This is a genomic window from Bifidobacterium saguinibicoloris (assembly GCF_019331725.1).
Lineage (GTDB): Bacteria > Actinomycetota > Actinomycetes > Actinomycetales > Bifidobacteriaceae > Bifidobacterium > Bifidobacterium saguinibicoloris.
This window is the reverse complement of sequence record NZ_JAHBBF010000015.1, coordinates 38,250-57,802: the sequence shown is the minus strand read 5'-3', so window position 1 is coordinate 57,802 and position 19,553 is coordinate 38,250. Positions and strand designations below refer to the sequence as shown.

General features: G+C 65.6%; 11 protein-coding genes. 5 read left to right on the top strand and 6 right to left on the bottom strand.

Features of this window, described 5'->3' with window-relative positions; all coding sequences use genetic code 11:
* Positions 1 to 171: 171 nt before the first annotated feature.
* From KIH78_RS08955 to KIH78_RS08945, 3 genes are all read right to left on the bottom strand, one after another.
* Positions 172 to 807 carry an SGNH/GDSL hydrolase family protein gene (locus KIH78_RS08955; RefSeq protein ID WP_219132081.1) on the bottom strand — a complete coding sequence of 212 codons (636 nt, stop codon included), beginning with the start codon at positions 805 to 807 and terminating at the stop codon, positions 172 to 174.
* A gap of 273 nt (positions 808 to 1,080) precedes the next feature.
* Entirely contained in the window at positions 1,081 to 2,421 is a 1,341-nt protein-coding gene (locus tag KIH78_RS08950) for an OFA family MFS transporter (RefSeq protein ID WP_219132080.1), read from the bottom strand.
* 747 nt (positions 2,422 to 3,168) lie between these two features.
* Positions 3,169 to 5,925: a phosphoenolpyruvate carboxylase gene (locus tag KIH78_RS08945; protein WP_219132079.1), complete on the bottom strand. Its 2,757-nt coding sequence runs from the start codon at positions 5,923 to 5,925 to the stop codon at positions 3,169 to 3,171.
* A gap of 558 nt (positions 5,926 to 6,483) precedes the next feature.
* Here KIH78_RS08945 and KIH78_RS08940 point away from each other — a divergent pair.
* Entirely contained in the window at positions 6,484 to 8,337 is a 1,854-nt protein-coding gene (locus tag KIH78_RS08940; RefSeq protein ID WP_219132083.1) for a threonine/serine exporter family protein, read from the top strand.
* 289 nt (positions 8,338 to 8,626) lie between these two features.
* A complete protein-coding gene (locus KIH78_RS08935) occupies positions 8,627 to 10,264 on the top strand; it encodes a sodium/proline symporter (protein ID WP_214315689.1) in 1,638 nt (545 codons plus the stop codon).
* Positions 10,265 to 10,729: 465 nt separating this feature from the next.
* Here KIH78_RS08935 and KIH78_RS08930 read toward each other — a convergent pair whose 3' ends face one another.
* A complete protein-coding gene (locus tag KIH78_RS08930) occupies positions 10,730 to 11,725 on the bottom strand; it encodes a hypothetical protein (protein ID WP_219132078.1) in 996 nt (331 codons plus the stop codon).
* Positions 11,726 to 12,445: 720 nt separating this feature from the next.
* On the opposite strand from KIH78_RS08930, the gene KIH78_RS08925 reads away from it, so the two are divergent.
* Positions 12,446 to 14,026, top strand: coding sequence for an amidohydrolase (locus tag KIH78_RS08925; RefSeq protein ID WP_219132077.1), 1,581 nt, complete (start codon positions 12,446 to 12,448; stop codon positions 14,024 to 14,026).
* A gap of 405 nt (positions 14,027 to 14,431) precedes the next feature.
* Here KIH78_RS08925 and trpS read toward each other — a convergent pair whose 3' ends face one another.
* Complete coding sequence (gene trpS, locus KIH78_RS08920; protein ID WP_214315683.1) at positions 14,432 to 15,532, bottom strand: tryptophan--tRNA ligase; 1,101 nt, start codon at positions 15,530 to 15,532, stop codon at positions 14,432 to 14,434.
* 266 nt (positions 15,533 to 15,798) lie between these two features.
* Here trpS and KIH78_RS08915 point away from each other — a divergent pair, with 266 nt between their 5' ends.
* Positions 15,799 to 16,194 carry a DUF3073 domain-containing protein gene (locus KIH78_RS08915; protein ID WP_219132076.1) on the top strand — a complete coding sequence of 132 codons (396 nt, stop codon included), beginning with the start codon at positions 15,799 to 15,801 and terminating at the stop codon, positions 16,192 to 16,194.
* Between the two features lie 131 nt (positions 16,195 to 16,325).
* On the opposite strand, the gene KIH78_RS08910 is transcribed toward KIH78_RS08915, so the two are convergent.
* Positions 16,326 to 16,793, bottom strand: a complete 468-nt coding sequence (locus KIH78_RS08910) for a sterol carrier family protein (RefSeq protein ID WP_219132075.1) — start codon at positions 16,791 to 16,793, stop codon at positions 16,326 to 16,328.
* Positions 16,794 to 17,049: 256 nt separating this feature from the next.
* Here KIH78_RS08910 and KIH78_RS08905 point away from each other — a divergent pair, with 256 nt between their 5' ends.
* Complete coding sequence (locus KIH78_RS08905; protein ID WP_219132074.1) at positions 17,050 to 19,497, top strand: glycogen/starch/alpha-glucan phosphorylase; 2,448 nt, start codon at positions 17,050 to 17,052, stop codon at positions 19,495 to 19,497.
* The last annotated feature ends 56 nt before the right edge of the window (positions 19,498 to 19,553 follow it).

Below are 19,553 nucleotides of genomic sequence, written 5' to 3'. Positions count from 1 at the left end.
CCCACACGAACCGACCTCCCCCGCGAAACGACCTCCCCCGCGAAATGGTCCGGCGCGCGGCGGATTGTTGGCACTCTGATTAAGAGGAGCGCCGGCGCATACCGAGGATGTACGCCGTCGCGCAATCGAGATGCTGACTGGACAGGAGCCGTCATGCCGCGAGGCGGCCCGTCAGCGGGCGGCCCGGTCGCTGACGAGCAACTCGGCCATCGCGTCCGCGAGCTTGGCGTGGTTGGCGGCGTCCATGTGCAGCTTGTCGAGTTCGCTCGCCTCGGCAACCTGCGCGGCGTCGAGGAACAGGCAGCCGTGCCGTTCGGCGACCTTGCGGTATTCACCGGCCAATCGGTGCGAGACGGCGACCGCGTCCTCCTCGAATCCGACGAATCCGCTCGTCGAGATGCCAGGCAGCAGATAAATCGGCGACACGACGACGATGCGCGGAGCCGACTGACCGCGGTTGTCGGTGATCTCCACTTCGCGCACGAGCATCTCGAGCCCGGACGCGATGACCCGCTCGTCGGCGTGGAACATCGCCTTCATGTCGTTGGTGCCGAGCGCGATCATCACGTAGTCGAGCGGACGATGCGTGACGAGTGCGACGGGCAGCGCCTCGATGCCGCTGCGATGCGGTTCGATCGGATTGTCGAATACGGTGGTGCGTCCGCCCATCCCCTCTTCGATGACGTGCCATCCGTCACCGAGCGCCCGCTGCAGCCGGCCGGGCCACCGCACATCGTACGGGTGGCGTCCGCCCGCGGGATTCGTGCCGTTCGTGTTGGAATCGCCGAAGCACAGAACGTTGATCATGGCGTCTCCCCTTCCGTCGGTTGTCGTGAGGCCTAGGATAGGCGGGATGCGCCGGCGATGGCGTCGGTTGCCGTGTGTTGTCTATTCGTCGCCGGACGGTCCGATGCCGGGTCTTCCGTCCGTCGCCTTCGGCGGGCGGTCCGGCTTGCGGAACATGGGCCGCGCCCCGACCGTCGAATCCGGATGATTCCGGTCCGACGATCGGGACACAGCCGTTCACGCGCGTGAATCGCGCGGTCGCCGTTACGGCGATGCCGTCATGCGGCCCGCTGTTCAGGCCGCCTTGCCGACGGTCTGATGGGACGGACGGGCCGACGCCGGTGCGGGTGCCGTGGCCGGGACTCCGTCGCGCACCGCGGCACGCTTACCGGCGGCCTTGACCAGCGTGACGCTGACCAGCGCCACCGCGAACAGTATGGTGAGCACCGGGATGAGCGCGGCGTAGCGGTGTGCCTGGTCGGGCGCGTGCGTGACCACGAACGAGGCCAGCTGGTTGCCGGACAGTCCGGCGAACGCCCATGCGCTCAGCGTGAGCCCGTGCGTGGTGGACACGGTCTTCGTGCCGAAATGCTGGTCGAGCAGCACCGGCAGCGTGGAGAAGCCGCCGCCGTAGCCCGCGTTGACGAGGAACAGCATGGCGAGCACGGCCCAGAGCAACGCATTGTCGATGCTGTTCAGGGCGATCTGCAGCAGGCAGACGGCAATCGACATGACGAAGATCACCTGATACACGGTCTCACGGTGTTTGAGATGGTCGGAAAGCGTGGAGAAGCCCATGCGGCCGGCCGTGTTGAACACCGAATCGACGGCGAGCACCAGGCCGATGACGCCCGCGGAGGCGACGGCGAACGCGCTCGGGCTCAGCGAGGCGTACCGCGGCAGCGCGGCCAGCACGTCGTGCAGGATGTCCTTCTCCTGGCTGATGAGCGCCAGACCGCAGGTGATGTTGAGGTAGAAGGCAATCCAGATGCCCCAGAACGCGGGCTTCCTGAGGATCCAGGCGCGGCTGACATGCGAGGTGGCGGGATCGTAGGTCCATCCGGCCGGTCGGCGGATGAGCAGGAAACCGGCGAACATCATCACCGCGTAGACCGCGGCGAGCGTGTAGAACATGTTCACGAGACCGACCGTGCCGATCAGCCATTCCATGAGCGGACTGCCGATCGCCTTGGCGAGGCCGAACCCGGCCACCGCGATGCCGGTGGCAAGGCCCTTGTTGTCCGCGAACCAGAGCATGAGGTTCTTGACTGGCGTCAGATAGCCGACGCCCAATCCCACGCCCATGATCGCGCCGTAGCAGATGAACACGCCCGGCAGGAAGCCCAGGGTGATGCTCACACCGGTGCCGGCGAAGCCGACGACGAAGCAGATCATGGAGACGAACGCTGACTTGCGGATGTCCTTCTCCACCATCGGTCCGGCGAACGCGGCGGACATGCCGAGGAAGAAGATGGCGAGCGAGAACGCCCATTCCACGGAGGCGGGATCGGCGTGCATCTGGTCGGCGATGAGCTGCTTGAACACGCTCCAGCAGTAGACGGTGCCGATGGGGATGTGGATGAGCAGTGCGGGCGCGATCGCACTGCTCCAGCGGTTCGCGGTGAGTCTTGCCATGCCCGGGTTCCTTTCGTAGCTGGATACGATGGTCTGCCGGCATGGGCAGAGGATGGATGGGCGCCGTTCCGTATGCGACGGTCCTGTGCGATGGCGTGCACCCCGGCCATGCGGCCTTGGACGCGTATGCCGCGCATCATGGATATCCGATAAACAATCGAACATCCCCGATGTGTGCTTCGCCGGCGTCAATGTCCCCTGTCGACGCCGACAGAGAGCACTATATCCGGGAATCGCAACGTGGCATGCGGGGAGGCGGCGGTGCAGTGCGTGAGATTGTTCACATGGCTTTTCCGGGATGGCCTGGACGTCGAGGCGGAGGCCGGTGGACGGCATGGCGCGTTTCATGGCATCCTGCGGGATGGCATACGGCCCTCTTCTCCATCGCCGATTCGTCCGATTCGTCCGATTCGTGCCATGTGCGTCGCCTGCGTGCCACAGTCGGCACTCAGGCGACGCCTACAGGCCATCCGGCGTCGGAGTTGCGCCAGCTGTGGCACGGTGCCGACGCTGACGACGGGTTTGCGTCGGAACTACGCCAGCCGTGGCACGGCGCCGACGCTGGGACGTCCTGTAGCGTCGGCAGCACGCCAAGGATGGACAAGAAACGACGGATATGGGCATGAGACGACGGACATGGGCGTGAGACGACGGAGGGCCTCCGCGGAAAACCCGCGAAGGCCCTCGTGAAGGTGGTTCCGGAGCGCCCGAAACGGGCGTTCCGGAACCGGAAATGAAGGGGTGCGATCAGCCCGTGTTCTGCAGGCCGGCGGCGACGCCCGAAACGGTGCAGAGGATGAGATAGATGAACTCCGCCTGTTGGCTCTTCGAGAGCTCCTCCTTGTCCACCTTCTTGCGCAGCGAACGCAGCGCCAGCACCTGGGTGACGGACAGCGCGTCCACGTACGGGGAGCGGATGCGGATGGCCTGGCCGAGCACGTGACGGTGCTGGAGCGGCCACTTGTCGCCGACGATGGCCAGCACCCACTTGCGGGTGAGCTCCATCTCGTGCATGACCTTCTCCGGCAGATCGGTGCGGTCGTCCAACGCCAGGTACATCTTCGCGATGCGCTCGTCGGTCTTGGCGAGCGACATCTCGATGTTGTCGATGAACGTGGAGAACAGCGGCCACTCCTCGTAGGCCTGACGCATGGTCTCCAAATCGCCGAACTGCTCGCATGCGGTGCCGAGGCCGTACCAGGCGGCCAGGTTGATGCGGGCCTGGGCCCAGGAGAAGATCCACGGAATCGTGCGCAGGTCGTCGAGCGACTTCGCGCCCAGGCCACGCTTGGCCGGACGGGAGCCGATCGGCAGCAGACCGATCTCGGTGAGCGGCGTCACGGTGGAGAACCACTGCGCGAAGTCCGGCGTGTGCAGCAGGTCGAGGAAGCGGTTGTGCGCCGCCTCGTCGAGCTCGTGCGCCATCTCCGCGTACTTGGCGGTCATGTCCGTGTTGCGCTTCTCGACGCTCGGCGCGGACTGGAGCAGGGTCGCCGCCGCGACGGACTCGACGTGGCGGATGGCCAGCACCGGGTTGCCGTAGCGGGCGAAGATGACCTCGCCCTGTTCGGTGAGCTTGAAGCGGCACTTGACGGAGCCGACCGGCTGGGCGAGCACCGCGCGGTTGGCGGGGCCACCGCCACGGCCGACGGCGCCGCCGCGGCCATGGAACAGGGTCAGGTCGATGTCGTGCGACTTCGCCCACTTGGCGATGCGCTCCTGCGCGGAGTGCAGGGCCAGCGTGGCGGAGGTCGGGCCGGCGTCCTTCGAGGAATCGGAGTAGCCGAGCATGACCTCGAGCTTGTTGCCGGTGGCCTTGAGACGCGCCTGCACTTCGGGGATCTTGATCATGTCCTCGAGCACGTCCACCGAGTTCTGGAGATCCTCGAGCTGCTCGAACAGCGGAATCACGTCGATGGTCGGCACGTCCTCAGGATGGGCGAAGGCGAGGCGGTTCAGCTCGTAGACGTCCTTGATGTTCTGGGCGCTCTTCGTGAACGAGATGATGTAGCGGCGGGCGGCCTTCAGGCCGTTGCGCTTCTGGATGGAGCCGAGGGCGCGGAAGGTGTCGAGCACCTCCTGGGTCATCGGCTGCAGGTCGCCGCGTTCGCCGTGCAGGCCGTGCTCGCGGATGTCCGCGAGGGCGCGGGAATGCACCACGGAATGCTGGCGGAACTCCATCTCGACCATGTGGAAGCCGAAGGTCTCGGCCTGCCAGATGAGGTCCTGCAGCGGACCGTACGCGGAGCGCTTGGCGCCCGCGTCGGACAGCGACCGCTGGACCGTCTTGAGGTCGGCGATGAAGTCGTCGCAGGAGTGGTACATGAGGTCGGCGTCGCGCTCGATGGTGTAGTGCAGGCGATCGGCGATCACCAGCATGACGGCGCGGTGCAGCTCCTTGGTGGAGATCAGGGCGGCCTTGTCGGTGAGACGCTCGCTCATCTCCTTCTGGTGGCTCCACAGCACCTTGAGCTCGGCGCTCGGCGGCGTGGTCTCCGCCTCCATGGTGAGGTTGCGGCCCACGGTGCGCGTGGCCTCCTCGAGGGCGGCGAGGACGTGGTCGGAGAACTTGCGGGCCACCTGACGGCTCACCTTGGCGGTGACGTTCGGGTTGCCGTCGCGGTCGGAGCCGATCCAGCTGCCCGGGTGGAAGAACGCGGGGCAGACGGGCTCGACGAGTCCGGCCTTGTCGCCCAGGACCCAGTCGTCGAAGCGGCGGTAGACCTGCGGGATGGTGTGGAACAGCGTGTTGTCGAAGATGTCGAGGATGGTGTCCGCCTCTTCCACCGGCGTCGGCTTCTTCAGCGCGATCGGCGAGGTGCGGAACAGGGCGTCGATCTCGTTGTAGAGGCGACGGCTGTTCTCCTTCTTGTCCGAGCCGCCGAGCGTCTTGTGCGCGGTGAGCAGTTCGGAGATGCGGCGGATCTTGCCTTCCACGGCCTTGCGGCGGGCCTCGGTGGGGTGCGCGGTGAACACGGGGTGGAACTCGAGCCGGTCGAGCAGCTCCTTGGCCTTGGCCGGACCCATCTCGTTGATGAGCTGGTGGTAGGCCACGGTGAGCTCGTTGATCGGGTCCACGGCGCTGTCCTCGGTCACCTTGGCCTCGCGCGCGTGCAGCACGGAGACGCGGTAGTCCTCCTCGCACAGGTTGGCGAGGTGGAAGTAGGTGGCGAATGCGCGGGCGAGCAGCTGGGCGTCGTGGAGCTTCATCTTGTCGATGGTCTCCACGGCCTTCTTCAGTCCGTCGTGATCGGGATCGGGGTCGACCATCACGCCTTCGAAGTGTTCGGCGCTGGCCTCGACCGCGTACTGTCGCACCTGATCGAAGGTTGCGAGCAATTTGGGATCGAATTCGCCAAGGACATCGCGCAGGATGCGCAGACATAGATCCATGTCGTTGGCGAGCGATTCAGGGAGATGGCGCTCTTCGGGGCCTTTGGTCCCGGTGCCGGTGGACACGATGGTCGCGTCGGCGGGCGTGATCTGCTGATCGTTATCTGTCATCAGACCTCCTTCTGCCGTACCTAAGGTTGCTCGGTCTGACGGTCGCCCACGGCTCCTCCGCGGTTGTTGAGGCCGTCCGTTGCGAGCCCACAGCCCGTATACGGCGTTTGGTTGTAGTCGGCATTCTAACGTCGCCCAATCGCAACGAATGTTACGGATTCCGGTTTCCGGACGCGGACCGTGACATTTTCGGTGTGCGATTCCGGCGTGTTCCGTCGCGTCCGGAGCGGTTCGCGCCGTCGCCGACGACGCGTCGGAGGGCCGCATTGCGGCCGTTGCGTGTCCGAAACGTGGACCGTCCGAAAGGGCGCGCGTCGCGCGGGGAAGGGAGCGGGGTAGCGTGAGGCCTCGGAATCTCGTCATTCGCAGTCATCGGCAATCGCAAGACACGGGCGGGCATGCGCGCATCGCGCCCCCGCACGGCATCCGAACGGATCAGGGAATCACATGCAGCAGCAGACGGAACATCGCACCACGGCGCAGGCCGGACAGGACGACCACAAGGAGCACGGCGCCATCGCCGTGTCGCACTACCACACGCACTCCATCCCGCTGGACATGGAGGACATCGAACGCGACTGGGACAAGCCCATCGCCGAAGCGGGCATCGCCGCCAAGGCGAGCGTCATCGTACGCGTCGGACTGCTCGACCTGTCCGCCGGCACCGGCTCGTTCCGCGTGCGCGAGATGATGCACCGCATCGCCTACCCGCTCGGCGTGCACGTGCGCGCCGACGTCAACCTCACCGACATCGAAGCCGCATGCACCGACGGCAAGGACCGCATCACCGAGGTCATCGACCTGCCGAGCACCGGCGTCAACACCGAACGCATCTGGCTGCTCGAACACTTCGCCGACTGGTTCAGCGTCAACCTCGGCGAGGAAAGCATGTACCACGTGCAGCCCGAGGTCTCGCAGGGACTCATGCAGCACCTCGACGCGAAGGACGCCTCGCAGGTGTCCGCCGACCTGTCCAAGCAGCTGCGCAGGGAGGGGCGCGTCGAAGGCATCGGCGTCGCGGATGCCGCTGACGCCGCGGACGGCCGCGTCGAGCCCGGCCAGGACGCCGTGCTCGACGCGCTGGAGGCCGCGAGCCGCGCCACCGACCCGGGCGACCCGCGCGCCCACCAGCTGCACGTGCACGAGACCGACTGGTCGCAGGCCGCGATGACCCAGTCGCTCGCCGCACGCGCCGCCGACGAACGCGAGCAGGCGCAGGAGCGCGAGGCGGCCGCGAAGCACGGGGAGGAACCGGTCGGAACCGCCGGCGAAACCGGCGTCGGCATCGGCGCAACCTCACAGTCGGAGGCCGCGGGCAAGACACGTCGGCCGAAGACGAAACTCGCCAATCGCAAGCCGCCCAAGGAATACGCCGAACACTTCGACCACCTCGACGGCGAACGCAAGGCGGACGGCCGGACGACGGGCATCACCGTGCGGCAGGCCCACCACCGGCTCGACATGATCGAACACCGCAAACCGCTGTACACGCCCGCCTTCGCCGGACTCGCCTCCGCCATCGCCTGCGCATCCTTCGTGTTCCTGCTCGGCGGCGGCCCCTACGACATGGTCGGCGCGTTCGTCGGCGCCGGACTCGGCCACTGGCTGCGCCGCCGTCTGTTCAAGCACCATCTCAACCAGTTCTTCGTCACGTTCGTGTGCGTCGCGCTCGCCGCGCTCGCCTGCACCGGCACGCTGCGCCTCATCGGCCTGTTCGACCCGATCGCCCTGCAGCACGACACCGCGTACATCGGCGCGATGCTGTTCGTCATCCCCGGATTCCCGCTCATCACCAGCGGCCTCGACATGGCGAAGATCGACTTCCCCTCCGGCATCCAACGCCTCACGTACTTCTTCTGCATCGTGCTCATGGCCACGCTCGCAGGGTGGATGGTCGCCTCGATCGTGCACCTCAACCCCACCGGCTTCGAGCCGCTCGGCCTCAACGTGTGGGTGAACGGCGCGCTGCGCTTCGTGTTCGCGTTCCTCGGGGTCTGGGGCTTCTCCATCATGTTCAACTCGCCGCAGCGCATGTGCCTCGTCGCCGCGACCATCGGCGCCATCACCGATACACTGCGTCTCGAGATCGTCGACCGCGGCGTGCCCGCGGAGGCCGGTGCGTTCATCGGCGCGCTGCTCGCGGGCCTGCTCGCCACCGCATGGCGTTCGTCCGTGCGGAAGGGCTGGCTCGCGCCCCACTTCGGCTATCCGCGCATCTGCCTCACCGTGCCGTCGATCGTGATCATGGTGCCCGGCCTGTACATGTACCAGGCCATGTTCCACCTCGGTTCGTTCGACACCCTGACCGCGCTCGACTGGGCGTTCCGCGCGTTCATGGTCATCATCTGCCTGCCGATCGGCCTGGCGATGGCGCGCGTCATCACCGACAAGTCGTGGCGGTACGACATCTGATCTGCATCTAATCTGCATCTGATTCGTTCGAGCCGCCCGGCCTCCCGACGGCAACCAGCCTCCCGACGGCAACCGGCCCTCTCCGACGAGAGGGCCTTTTTCATGACCCTGTTCATGGCCTTTTCCGCGGCCTCCCGCTCAGCATGCGAGACGCCGTCGTGGGATTGTCCGCACTTTCGGGGAAGGTCGGCGACAGTACTGGAATTCCCAGAGAGCAACCCCATGGTCGTCACGTGCGGACCTCACGCGTCCGCACGGCGCCATGGACATCTCGGATAAGGCGGTTAGTGTGGCGAACGATTTCTGGATCCTTCTGGCCATGGTCATCTACTTCGCGGCCATGCTGTCCATCGGATTCGTCTACTCCAAGCGGTCCAACTCCTCCTCCAAGGAGTACTTCGCCGGCGGGCGCGGCGTGGGACCGTGGCTCACCGCGCTCTCCGCCGAAGCCTCCGACATGTCCGGCTGGCTGCTCATGGGCCTGCCCGGCCTCGCCTACTTCACCGGCGCCGCCGACCCGTTGTGGACCGCCCTCGGCCTCGCCATCGGCACCTACCTCAACTGGAAGATCGTGGCCAGGCGTCTGCGCCGCTACTCCGTGGTGGCCGGCGACGCCATCACCATCCCCGACTTCTTCGCCAAGCGCTTCCACGATACGAAGAGCGTCATCTCCACCATCGCGGCCGTCATCATCCTCGTCTTCTTCTGCGTGTACGTGGGCAGCTGCTTCGTGACCGTCGGCAAGCTGTTCGCCGCGCTGTTCGGCTTCGACTACCACCTGATGATGGTCCTCGGCGCGCTCGTCGTGTTCGTGTACACGATCGTCGGCGGCTACCTGTCCGTCGTGATGACCGATTTCATCCAGGGCCTGCTCATGTTCTTCGCGCTCGCCGTGGTGTTCGTCGGCACGGTCGCCTCCGCCGGCGGCATCGGCGAGACGGTCGCCTTCCTGCGCGCGATCCCCGGCTTCATCTCCGGCACGCAGGTCGCCTCCCCGACGCTCGACCCGGAGACCGGCAGGCAGATCGTCGAGGCCGGCAAGGCCGTGTTCGGCGCGCCCACCGACTACGGCATCATCACGATCGTCTCGATGCTTGCGTGGGGTCTCGGCTACTTCGGTATGCCGCAGGTGCTCGTGCGCTTCCTGTCCATCCGCGACGCCGAGGAGGTACGCAAGTCGCGTATCATCGCCACCTCCTGGTGCGTGCTTTCGCTCGCCAGCGCCGTGTGCATCGGTCTCGTCGGCCGTGCGATGATGCCCACGCACCTGCTTACCGGCACGGACGCGGAGACCATCTTCATCGTACTCGCGCAGACGCTGCTGCCGAGCTTCGTGTGCGGTGTGGTCGTCTCCGGCATCTTCGCCGCCTCGATGAGCTCCAGCTCCTCGTACATGATCATCGGCGCCTCCGCGATGGGCGAGAACATCTTCCGTGGTCTGTTCCACAAGAAGGCGACCGACCGTCAGGTCATGATCGTCGCGCGCCTCACGCTGGTGGTGATGTTCCTGTTCGGATGCCTCGTCGCCTACGACCAGAACTCCTCAATCTTCCAGGTCGTCTCCTACGCGTGGGCCGGTCTGGGCGCCTCGTTCGGCCCGCTCATGCTGTGCGCGTTGTACTGGCGCCGCGCCAACAAGGCCGGTGCCGTGGCGGGCATGCTCTCCGGCACCGCGGCCGTGCTCATCTGGCATAACGTGATGAAGCCTCTGGGCGGCGTGTTCGCCATCTACGAGCTGCTGCCCGCGTTCCTCATCTCGCTGGCGTTCATCGTGGTGGTGTCGCTGCTCACCGAGAAGCCGAACGAGCAGATGCTCTACGAGTTCGACCACTACATGGACGACCCGCTGCCCGGCTCGCTGCCCTCCGGCACGGTGCTCGTCGACGAGCCGATGGAGACCATGGAGGCCGAGGTCCGAGGCAAGTGACCCGTCGGCGGCGGTCGGTCTGGTCAGGCGGCACGGTTCTGAACGGCTGAGTGCCGAAGGCGGGGCCGGGCCGCGTCACGCCTTTCAGGGCTCCGTGTGTGGCTATCCTGCGGCTGGCCTGCGGCCATTTCGCGGCTATCTTGCGGCCAACGCGTGGCCAACGCGTGGATGCCTTGCGGCTGTCTTGCGACATCTCCGTTACAAGAGGTGCATTCGCGGGTTTGCGGATGCCTATCCTGCTTATGAGGGGTTCTTCGTACGGGTATATCCATGCGGAAACGGCTTGATTGCAATGAGACCAGGCCGTTTCCGCGGCCTAACGACGAGGGTGCCCACCCCTCATAGGCGAGATGGATGTCCGCACAAACGCAAAAGTACCCCTTACAACGCAGATAGTCCGGGAGAACCCTGAGATGCTGCGACTCGTTCCGCATACCACGCCGCAAGCCGTGATGGCCCGGCGCATCAGCCCGCAGTCCGGGGATTCAGCAGCGGCGTGAACCCGAGCCGCATGTACAGCGGCCGCCGGCGTGCGCCTCTGGCATCGCATACCTGTCGGATGGTTTTCCGCTTCATCAGTGGCACGACCGCCCCCGTGACCTCGTATATCCGATTCGCCACCCTGCCGGCCAGAATCTCTTCGGCGGCAGGAGCGCCAAGATCCGTCGATGTCGCCTGAACATATTTCCAGCCCGCGTCCTCAAGCGCCTGGCGCCTCTTCACATCGCCCAGCCATCGCCCCGCATGATACGCTCCGTCGTATTCGATGCAGATCTTGAACTCGGGATACGCGAGATCCAGATACAGCGTCCTTCCCCCATGCCCGACGGACACCGGATAATTCACCTGCGGGCAGTCCAGACCGTATCTCATCAGAGCCAGCCGCGTACGGGTCTCCATGGAGGAATCCGTGCCCTCACGGATCATCGGCATGGCTCGACGGCAATCGGCGAACCCCTTGAACATCCGGCATGCATGGCCTTCCTCCCGTTCCTGCCGCACGTACCGTTCGGCGTCGTCGAGGTACAGGGCCAGCCCCTCCTTCGCGGTCCGCCGCAGACGCCCATCCCGTCGCATCATGGAATCGGCCAGCACGATGAGTTCCTCCAGCTCCACATACGCGGCGAACATCGCCCATGTGCACGCCGGGGACGTGCAGACGAACTGCCGGTCGATTGTGATGGTGTCCATCGGGAACCGCCAGACCACCGCATCGATTCCGTTGACGCGATACTTCCGATTCGCATGGGGGACGGCCACCATGACACGTTCGGCGGTTCCCCGACGTTCGTTTCGCATCCGGGCCCTCGGCAGTCGTGGCATCTCGATCGCCATCAGCTCCAAAGCGGTGGACAAGGCGTATGGGGGACGCCAATCGGTGCGGCGCTGGAGTTCGGAACATATCCCCATGCGACGGTATTTCAGTTCGGTGAGTTCGGCCAATGCCATCGATCCGCCCATGTCTCGTCCTTTCGCTTCATTGCGTCTCGGTGTCCGTTGCCTTTGCATCCGGTGGAGGCTCAGGATAGACGGCATTGGATCGTCCCGTCGGCACCTGTGGATGACTGTGCATAAAGTGCCGAACGGTTGTGGATAACTTCCGGGGTTGTGCATACTCCGTGCGTGGTTCTTGCGCATGTCCCGCGCATCGTACATGTCTGGGCATGGCTCGGCGTGCCCCGACGACCGGCCGGCCTGATGCGGTTCGCGTATGGCCCCGATATACAGTGTGTCTACGTTGCCCGAGACGGCCTGTGGCGTGGCTCGGCGTGGGCTGATGCGTGACCTGATTGTGATGTACTTGCGTATGCCCCGACATGGGGCGATGTGAGCCGGCGGTCCACCGTGTTGTTCTCTCCCTGCGCGCATCGTGCATGCCTGGCGTGGCTCGACGTGCCTCCGATACATGGTGCGTCTGCGTATGACGTGGCTCGGCGTGCCCTGACGATCGGCCGGCCTGATGCGGTTCGCGTGGCTCGCGTGTGACGTGCCGTGTGATTATCGGACATGTCGCCCGGTCCGATGGAATCACACATCCTCCTGCACGTCCAAAAGCGAAGAGATAGTTGGCCTGATCCGCGTGCGCCCCGATACCCGCATGCCATGCGGAGTTTTCCACGCCACCCGTCTGCGTTTCGTCCGGCGGGAACGGACGCCCCCGCCTGCTCTGACGGTGGCAGTATGGCGGGTATGAGCGATATGAGCAATGACCTGAACATCCTCAACGCGCGCGTGCCCGGCAAGGCCGATGCCGGACGTGTGGACCTCGGCATCCGCGATGGCCGCGTCGTCTCCGTAGCGCCGGCGGCTTCCGTCGGCGCTACGGCCCCTGCTGGCTCCGGTTCCGTTGCTTCCGTTGCCGCCGTGGCCCCCGCCGCGACGACCATCGACGCCTCCGACCTATGGGTCATCCCCGGCCTCATGGACTGCCACACGCATTTCACCCAGTGGTCGAAGACGCTCGGCCGGCTCGACCTCATCGACGCCCGCTCCGCATCCGAGGCGATGACCATGCTGCGCGCGCATCTCGATGAACGCCGCGCCTCCGGCACGCTCGACCCGAACGCGTTCGTGGTGGGCATGCGCTTCCGTCATTCCCTGTGGTCCGATGACCAACAGCCCACGCTGGTCGCCATCGACGAGGCCGCCGGCGAGCAGCCCGTGGCCCTGTCCAGCGCAGACATGCACTGCGGATGGGTGAATTCGGCGGCGGCCCGCCGGCTCGGCGTCCATCCGGACCCGAAGACAGGTCTGGTGGGCGAATTGGAATGGTTCGAGGCGTACAAGGAGTTCGACAAGGCGCCCGGCGCGGCGGAGGAAACCGACCGTCTGCTGCGCGAGGCCGAGGCGGATGCGGCCGGCAAGGGTGTGACCGGCATCCGCGACTACGAGATGGCGGAGAACATCGACACGTGGATCGCCCGGTTCAAGGCGGGCATCAACCGTCTGCGCGTCGCGGCCGGCGTCTATCCCGAGCGTCTGGCCAAGGCCATCGAGGACGGCTGGCATAGCGGCAAACCGTTGCCCGGCAGCCGCGGATTGGGCATGGTGGGTGCGATGAAGCTCATCTCCGACGGTTCGCTCAACACCCGTTCCGCCTATTGCTCCACCCCGTATTCCGGCATCGAGCCGCCGACCTGCGGCGTGCTGAGCTACACACCCGAACAGATCGAGGACTACATGCGTCTCGCCACCGGACACGGGTTCGCCATCGCCTGCCATGCCATCGGCGATGAGGCGAACACCATCGTGCTCGACGCGGCGGAACGCACGCACGCGCATGGCTCCATCGAGCATGCGCAGCTGCTCAAGCCGCGGGACATCCCGCGTCTCGCCGCGCTCGGCCTCGAGGCGAGCATCCAACCGCAGCATGCGATGGACGACCGGGATGTGATCTCCCGCTTCTGGGCGCATCCGGCCGGCATTCCATACGCGTTCCGTTCCCTGTATGACGCGGGGACCACGCTGCGTATGGGCTCCGACGCCCCGGTGGCGCCGTTGGACCCGTGGCTGGCGATCTCCGCGGCGGTGTTCGAGACCGAGGATTCGGCCCGCGAACCGTTCCAGCCGGAGCAATGCCTGCCGGTCGACGTGGCGTTGGCCTCGTCCACGGCGACCGGCCGCGTCCAGCCCGAGCCCGGCGACCCGGCCGACCTGGTGTTGTTGGACGCCGACCCCTATGCGCAGCTGACCCCCGAGGAGATGCGCGGCATGCCGCGGCATGTGGTGATGACGTTCCTTGCGGGCGAGCGGGTCCACTAGCCGGTGAGCTGCCGGAGGGCCCGATCCATTCGTCGGCCGGCCCGGGCCGAGGTCTTGGCATCGGTGGCGGGCTTGATCGACCATCCTGCGATCCTGGGTCTGGGCGCGGAGCCTATTCGACGGTCCGGGGAAGCAGGCTGGTGAACGGCGGGTCGGAAGGACCCGCGGCCGCTCCGTTCATCTGCGTTGCGAGGGGTGCTTTTCCGCTCTTACGGACATCCAACTCACTTGCGAGGGGTGCCCCAGTGGGGTACAAGGACGCGAAAACGGCTTGGCCGCAAGGCAGCCAAGCCGTTTTCGCAGTGGTTTACCCGCGGCGGATACCCCTCGTAAGCAGGATAGACATCCGCAGTGGCGGAGAAATACCCCTCGTGCCGCAGATAGCGGAAATCAGTGAATCATGAATCAGTACTTCATGCCCATGGCCTCGCGCACCTCGTCGAGGGTGGCGTTGGCGATTTCGTTGGCGCGCTTGTTGCCGTCGTGCAGCACGTCGCGGATGTAGTCCATGTCCTTGGCGAGCTCCTCGCGACGCTCGCGGTGCGGGGCGAGGAAGTTGTTCACGGATTCGATGACGTACGCCTTGAGCGCGCCGGCGCCCGCGGCGCCGATCTCGTCGGCGATCTCCTTCGGGTCACGGCCGGTCACGAGGCCCGCGGTGGTGAGCAGCGCGGAGACCTGCGGGCGGTTCACCGGGTCGAAGGTGATGGTGCGCTCGGAATCGGTGGGACTCTTCTTGATGAGCTTGGCGGTCTCCGCGGCGGTGGCGCCCAGCATGATGGAGTTGCCGTAGGACTTGCTCATCTTGCGGCCGTCGAGGCCCGGGATCTCCGGGGCGTCGGACAGGATGGCGGCCGGCTCCGGGAACACCGGGTGCTTCTTGGCGTAGCGCTCGTTGAAGCGGCGGGCGATGGTGCGCGTGATCTCGATGTGCGGCAGGTTGTCCTTGCCGATCGGCACGACGTTCGCCTTGCAGAAGAGGATGTCGCACGCCTGATGCACCGGGTAGGTGAGCAGCAGGCCGGTGAGCGCGTGGCCGGAGGCCTCCATCTCGGACTTGACGGTGGGGTTGCGGTGCAGTTCGGCCTCGGTGACGAGGGAGAGGAACGGCAGCAGCAGCTGGTTTTCGGCCGGCACGGCGGAGTGCGCGTAGATCATGGTCTTCTGCGGGTCGATGCCGGCGGCCATGTAGTCGAGCACGAGGTTGAGGACGTTGTCCTGGATGTGCTCGGTGGTGTCGCGGTCGGTGATGACCTGGTAGTCCGCGATGATGATGTTGGAGTGGACGCCCTTGTTCTGCATGGCCACGCGTTCCTTGATGGAACCGAAGTAGTGGCCGAGGTGCAGGCGTCCGGTGGGGCGGTCGCCGGTGAGCATCGTGAACTTGTCCGGATTCGCCTCGAGCTTGGCCAGCGTCGCGTCCGAGCGCTTCTTCGCGGCCAGGAAGCTTGCGCTCATTTCGTTGCCGGCCGCGGTGATCTGCGGTTCCTGCGTTTCGTCCGTCATGCTTGTCTCGTCCTTTGGGTCGTGCGGTCCGTGCGGTTCGTGCGATGGGGCGCGATGCCGGCGTGCCGGTTCCGTGGTTTCGACGTCTTCCGACCGTCGCCGGGGCGTTGATGCGTTGGACCGTTGCGCCGGTGCGCGGGTTGTGTCAAAACCGTGCAAAATATCGCTTTTATCGTAAAAGCGCGAGCCGACAAGCCACGAGCGGGGAACAAGTGGTACTCTTCTGTGATGATGAATCGATAGCAAGCAATATTTCAGGGGGTCACATGGGCCGCGGACGTCAGAAAGCCAAGCAGCAGAAGATAGCTCGTAAGCTCAAATATCTGACTACCGACACCGATTACGATGAGCTTGCCAAGGAATTGAGCGGTCAGGAGCCGGGAACGGGCTCCGTCGATCCGTTCGCCGATCTTGAAGACCAGTATGCGGACACTGCCGCGGACGTTTCCGCGACGGCGGATGCCGCGCCCGCCGCGGACGATGCCGCCGCCTCCGGTCAGGACGATTTGGACGAGTACGCCAAGTGGGCCGCCGAGGCCGCGGCGAAGGCCACGAGCGGCGAGTTCCCGAAGACCAGCGCCAAGCCGGCCGCGCCGCACAAGCCCATTCCGATGCCGAAGCCGCGCCCCATCCCGAGCGCGCTCAAGCCGAAGAACGCCTGAGCGGGCGGGCGCCGGTCCGTCGCGCCCGGTGCGCCCGATGCATCCGGTACGTTTTCGCGGACTTCAGGTAGCAGACTTCAGACCCGGTGGTCGCCGATGCACGGCCACCGGGTTTTGCGTTCCGCCGTCCGTCACAGCGGCAGCAGCCACCCGAGGTCGTCGCGTTCGCCCACCGCGCTGATGCGTCCGGCTTCCTTCTCCTCATCCCATGTGGTGATGCCGGCGGCCAGCCGCAGCCATACGTCCGGGTCGAGTTCGATGACGTCCGGCGGCGTGAGGTTGTGCGGGTCCGATTCCGGTCCGTCCAGGATCTTGATGGCGCCCCATGGCGCCACGCGCACTTCGACGCCGGGCCCGGGGGCCTTGCGTTCCAGCAGGAACAGCGAGTAGCGCACGGCCATCGCCATGACCGGCCGCGGCAGTTTCGGCGCGATGGACAGCCGTGCGTCGAGTGGCGCCCCGGCCTGCGTCCCCGTGGTCTCCGATGTCTCCGGCGCCGTCGCGACGTCGCGTGCGGACGATGCCTCCAAGGCCGCGTCCCGCCATTGTTCGTACGACTGGCGTCCGCGCGCCAGGTCCTTCTCCAGAATCACTGCCATACCCGTCATTGTGCCACGGGTGCTACGTGCGATGCGATGTCGCCGTGACCGGTTGCGCCATGCCGGCGGACGATGGCGGCCCATCGGTTTGCCGTGATGCCGCCTACGTAGTAAAGTGGCGGATATTGGCCGATGACAACGTATGCACGAAGCGGTGTGGAATGTAACTCACTGTTCATGTATGGGTTGGGGTGCGTCCAACGGCGCGCCGTATCATGGTCAGGGAAGTTCCATCCCGGAAGGAAAAGCAAGAAACATGACCGAGATCACCGCACCGAAGTCTCCTGTCACGGCCGAGCAGTTCGCCGACGAGATTCGTGAGCAACTCAAGTACACCCAGGGCGTCACCGTCGAGCAGGCCACCGCCGCCGACGTCTACGTCGCCGCCTCCAAGGCCGTCCGCAACCACCTCGCGGACTCCTGGTTCAAGACCCAGTCCGACATGGTCAACGGCAGCACCAAGGCCGTCGGCTACCTGTCCGCCGAATTCCTCATGGGCAAGCAGCTCGAGAACGCCCTGCTCAACGCGGGCCTGACCGAGCAGTTCGACGCGGCCGTCGAGGCCCTCGGCTTCCAGCCGAAGGACATCGTCGACGCCGAATACGAGCCGGGCCTCGGCAACGGCGGCCTCGGCCGTCTCGCCGCCTGCTTCATCGACTCCCTCGCCTCCCTCGGCGTGCCGGCCTTCGGCTACGGCATCCAGTACAAGTACGGCATCTTCAAGCAGAAGTTCGACGAGAACGGCAAGCAGGTCGAAACCCCGGACTACTGGCTCTCCAACGAGGAGCCGTGGGGCCACATCGACTACAACCGCGACCAGAAGGTCTCCTTCGGCGGCGAGGTCGTCGAGGAGAACGGCAAGAAGGTCTGGAAGCCGGCGTGGTCCGTGCGCGCCGTGCCGGTCGACTACCTCGTGCCGGGCTACAAGTCCCAGCGCGTGAACACCCTGCGCCTGTGGACCGCCAAGTCCTACGACGAGTTCGACCTGCTCGCCTTCAACAAGAGCGAGTACATGGACGCCGTCAAGCCGCAGGTCAAGGCCGAGAACATCTCCAAGATCCTCTACCCGGAGGACTCCACCAAGGTCGGCAAGGAGCTGCGTCTCGAGCAGCAGTACTTCTTCGTCTCCGCCTCCCTGCACGACGCCATCCGCGTCTTCTACCCGGGCGAGGCCAAGCCGGACCTGACCACCTTCCCGAACAAGATCACGTTCCAGCTCAACGACACCCACCCGGTCATCGGCATCCCCGAGCTCATGCGCATCCTCATCGATGAGTACGACTACGACTGGGACACCGCCTGGTCCATCACCCAGAAGACCTTCAACTACACCTGCCACACGCTGCTGCCGGAGGCCCTCGAGGTCTGGCCGTCCAGCCTGATCGGCGAGCTGCTGCCGCGTCACCTCGAGATCATCGAGAAGATCAACGAGCAGTTCGAGGACGAGCTCAAGGACAAGGGCGTCGCCGACGAGACCATCGAGAAGATGCGCATCTACACCGGCGACTCCGTCCGCATGGCGTACCTCGCCACCTACGGCGGCTCCCACGTCAACGGCGTGGCCGAGCTGCACTCCCAGCTGCTCAAGGACGTCACCCTCAAGGACTTCTCCGACGCCTACCCGGACAAGTTCACCAACGTGACCAACGGCGTCACCCCGCGTCGCTTCGTCAAGCTCGCCAACCCGGGCCTGTCCGACCTCATCACCGAGGGCCTCGGCACCGACAAGTGGATCTCCGACCTCGAGCTGCTGCAGGGCCTCGTCCCGCTGGCCAAGGACGACGAGTTCGTCAAGAAGTTCGCCGCCGTCAAGCAGGCCAACAAGCACGCCTTCGTCGGCTTCGCCAAGGACCACTACGGCATCGACATCGACGAGAACACCCTGTTCAACACGATGGTCAAGCGCCTGCACGAGTACAAGCGCCAGAGCCTGAAGATCCTCGCCGTCATCTCCAAGTACGCCGCCATCAAGAACGGCTCCGTCTCCGCCGACGACATCCTGCCGCGCACCGTGTTCTTCGGCGCGAAGGCCGCCCCGGGCTACTACCTGGCCAAGATGACCATCGAGCTCATCAACAACGTCTCCAAGGTCGTCAACAACGATCCGGACGTCAAGGGCAAGCTCGCCGTCTACATGCTCCCGAACTACAACATCGAGATGGCCCAGAACCTCATCCCGGCCACCGAGCTCGACGAGCAGATCTCCCAGGCCGGCAAGGAGGCCTCCGGCACCGGCAACATGAAGTTCGCCCTTAACGGCGCGCTCACCGTCGGCACCCTCGACGGCGCGAACGTCGAGATCCGCGAGAAGGTCGGCGCCGAGAACTTCTTCCTCTTCGGCATGACCGTCGACGAGGTCGAGGCCCAGTACGCCAACGGCTACGATCCGGCCAAGTACTACGAGGCCGACCCGCGCCTCAAGCAGGCCATCGACCTGGTCGCCAACGGCACCTTCTCCTACGGCGACCGCAACGCCTACGCGCCGCTCGTCGCCGACTGGCTGACCAAGGACTGGTTCATGACGCTCGCGGACTTCACCGCCTACGCTGACATCCAGTCCGAGATCGAGAAGCTGTACCGCGACCCGCTCGAGTGGAACCGCAAGGCCCTGCTCAACGTCGCCAACTCCGGCTACTTCAGCTCCGACCGCTCCATCGAGGATTACCTCGAGCGCATCTGGAAGACCGGCCCGCTCGCCGACTGACGGAGCGTCCTCGTCGTTGCGGAGGGTTCGACGTACTGTTGTACGCCTTCGCCCTC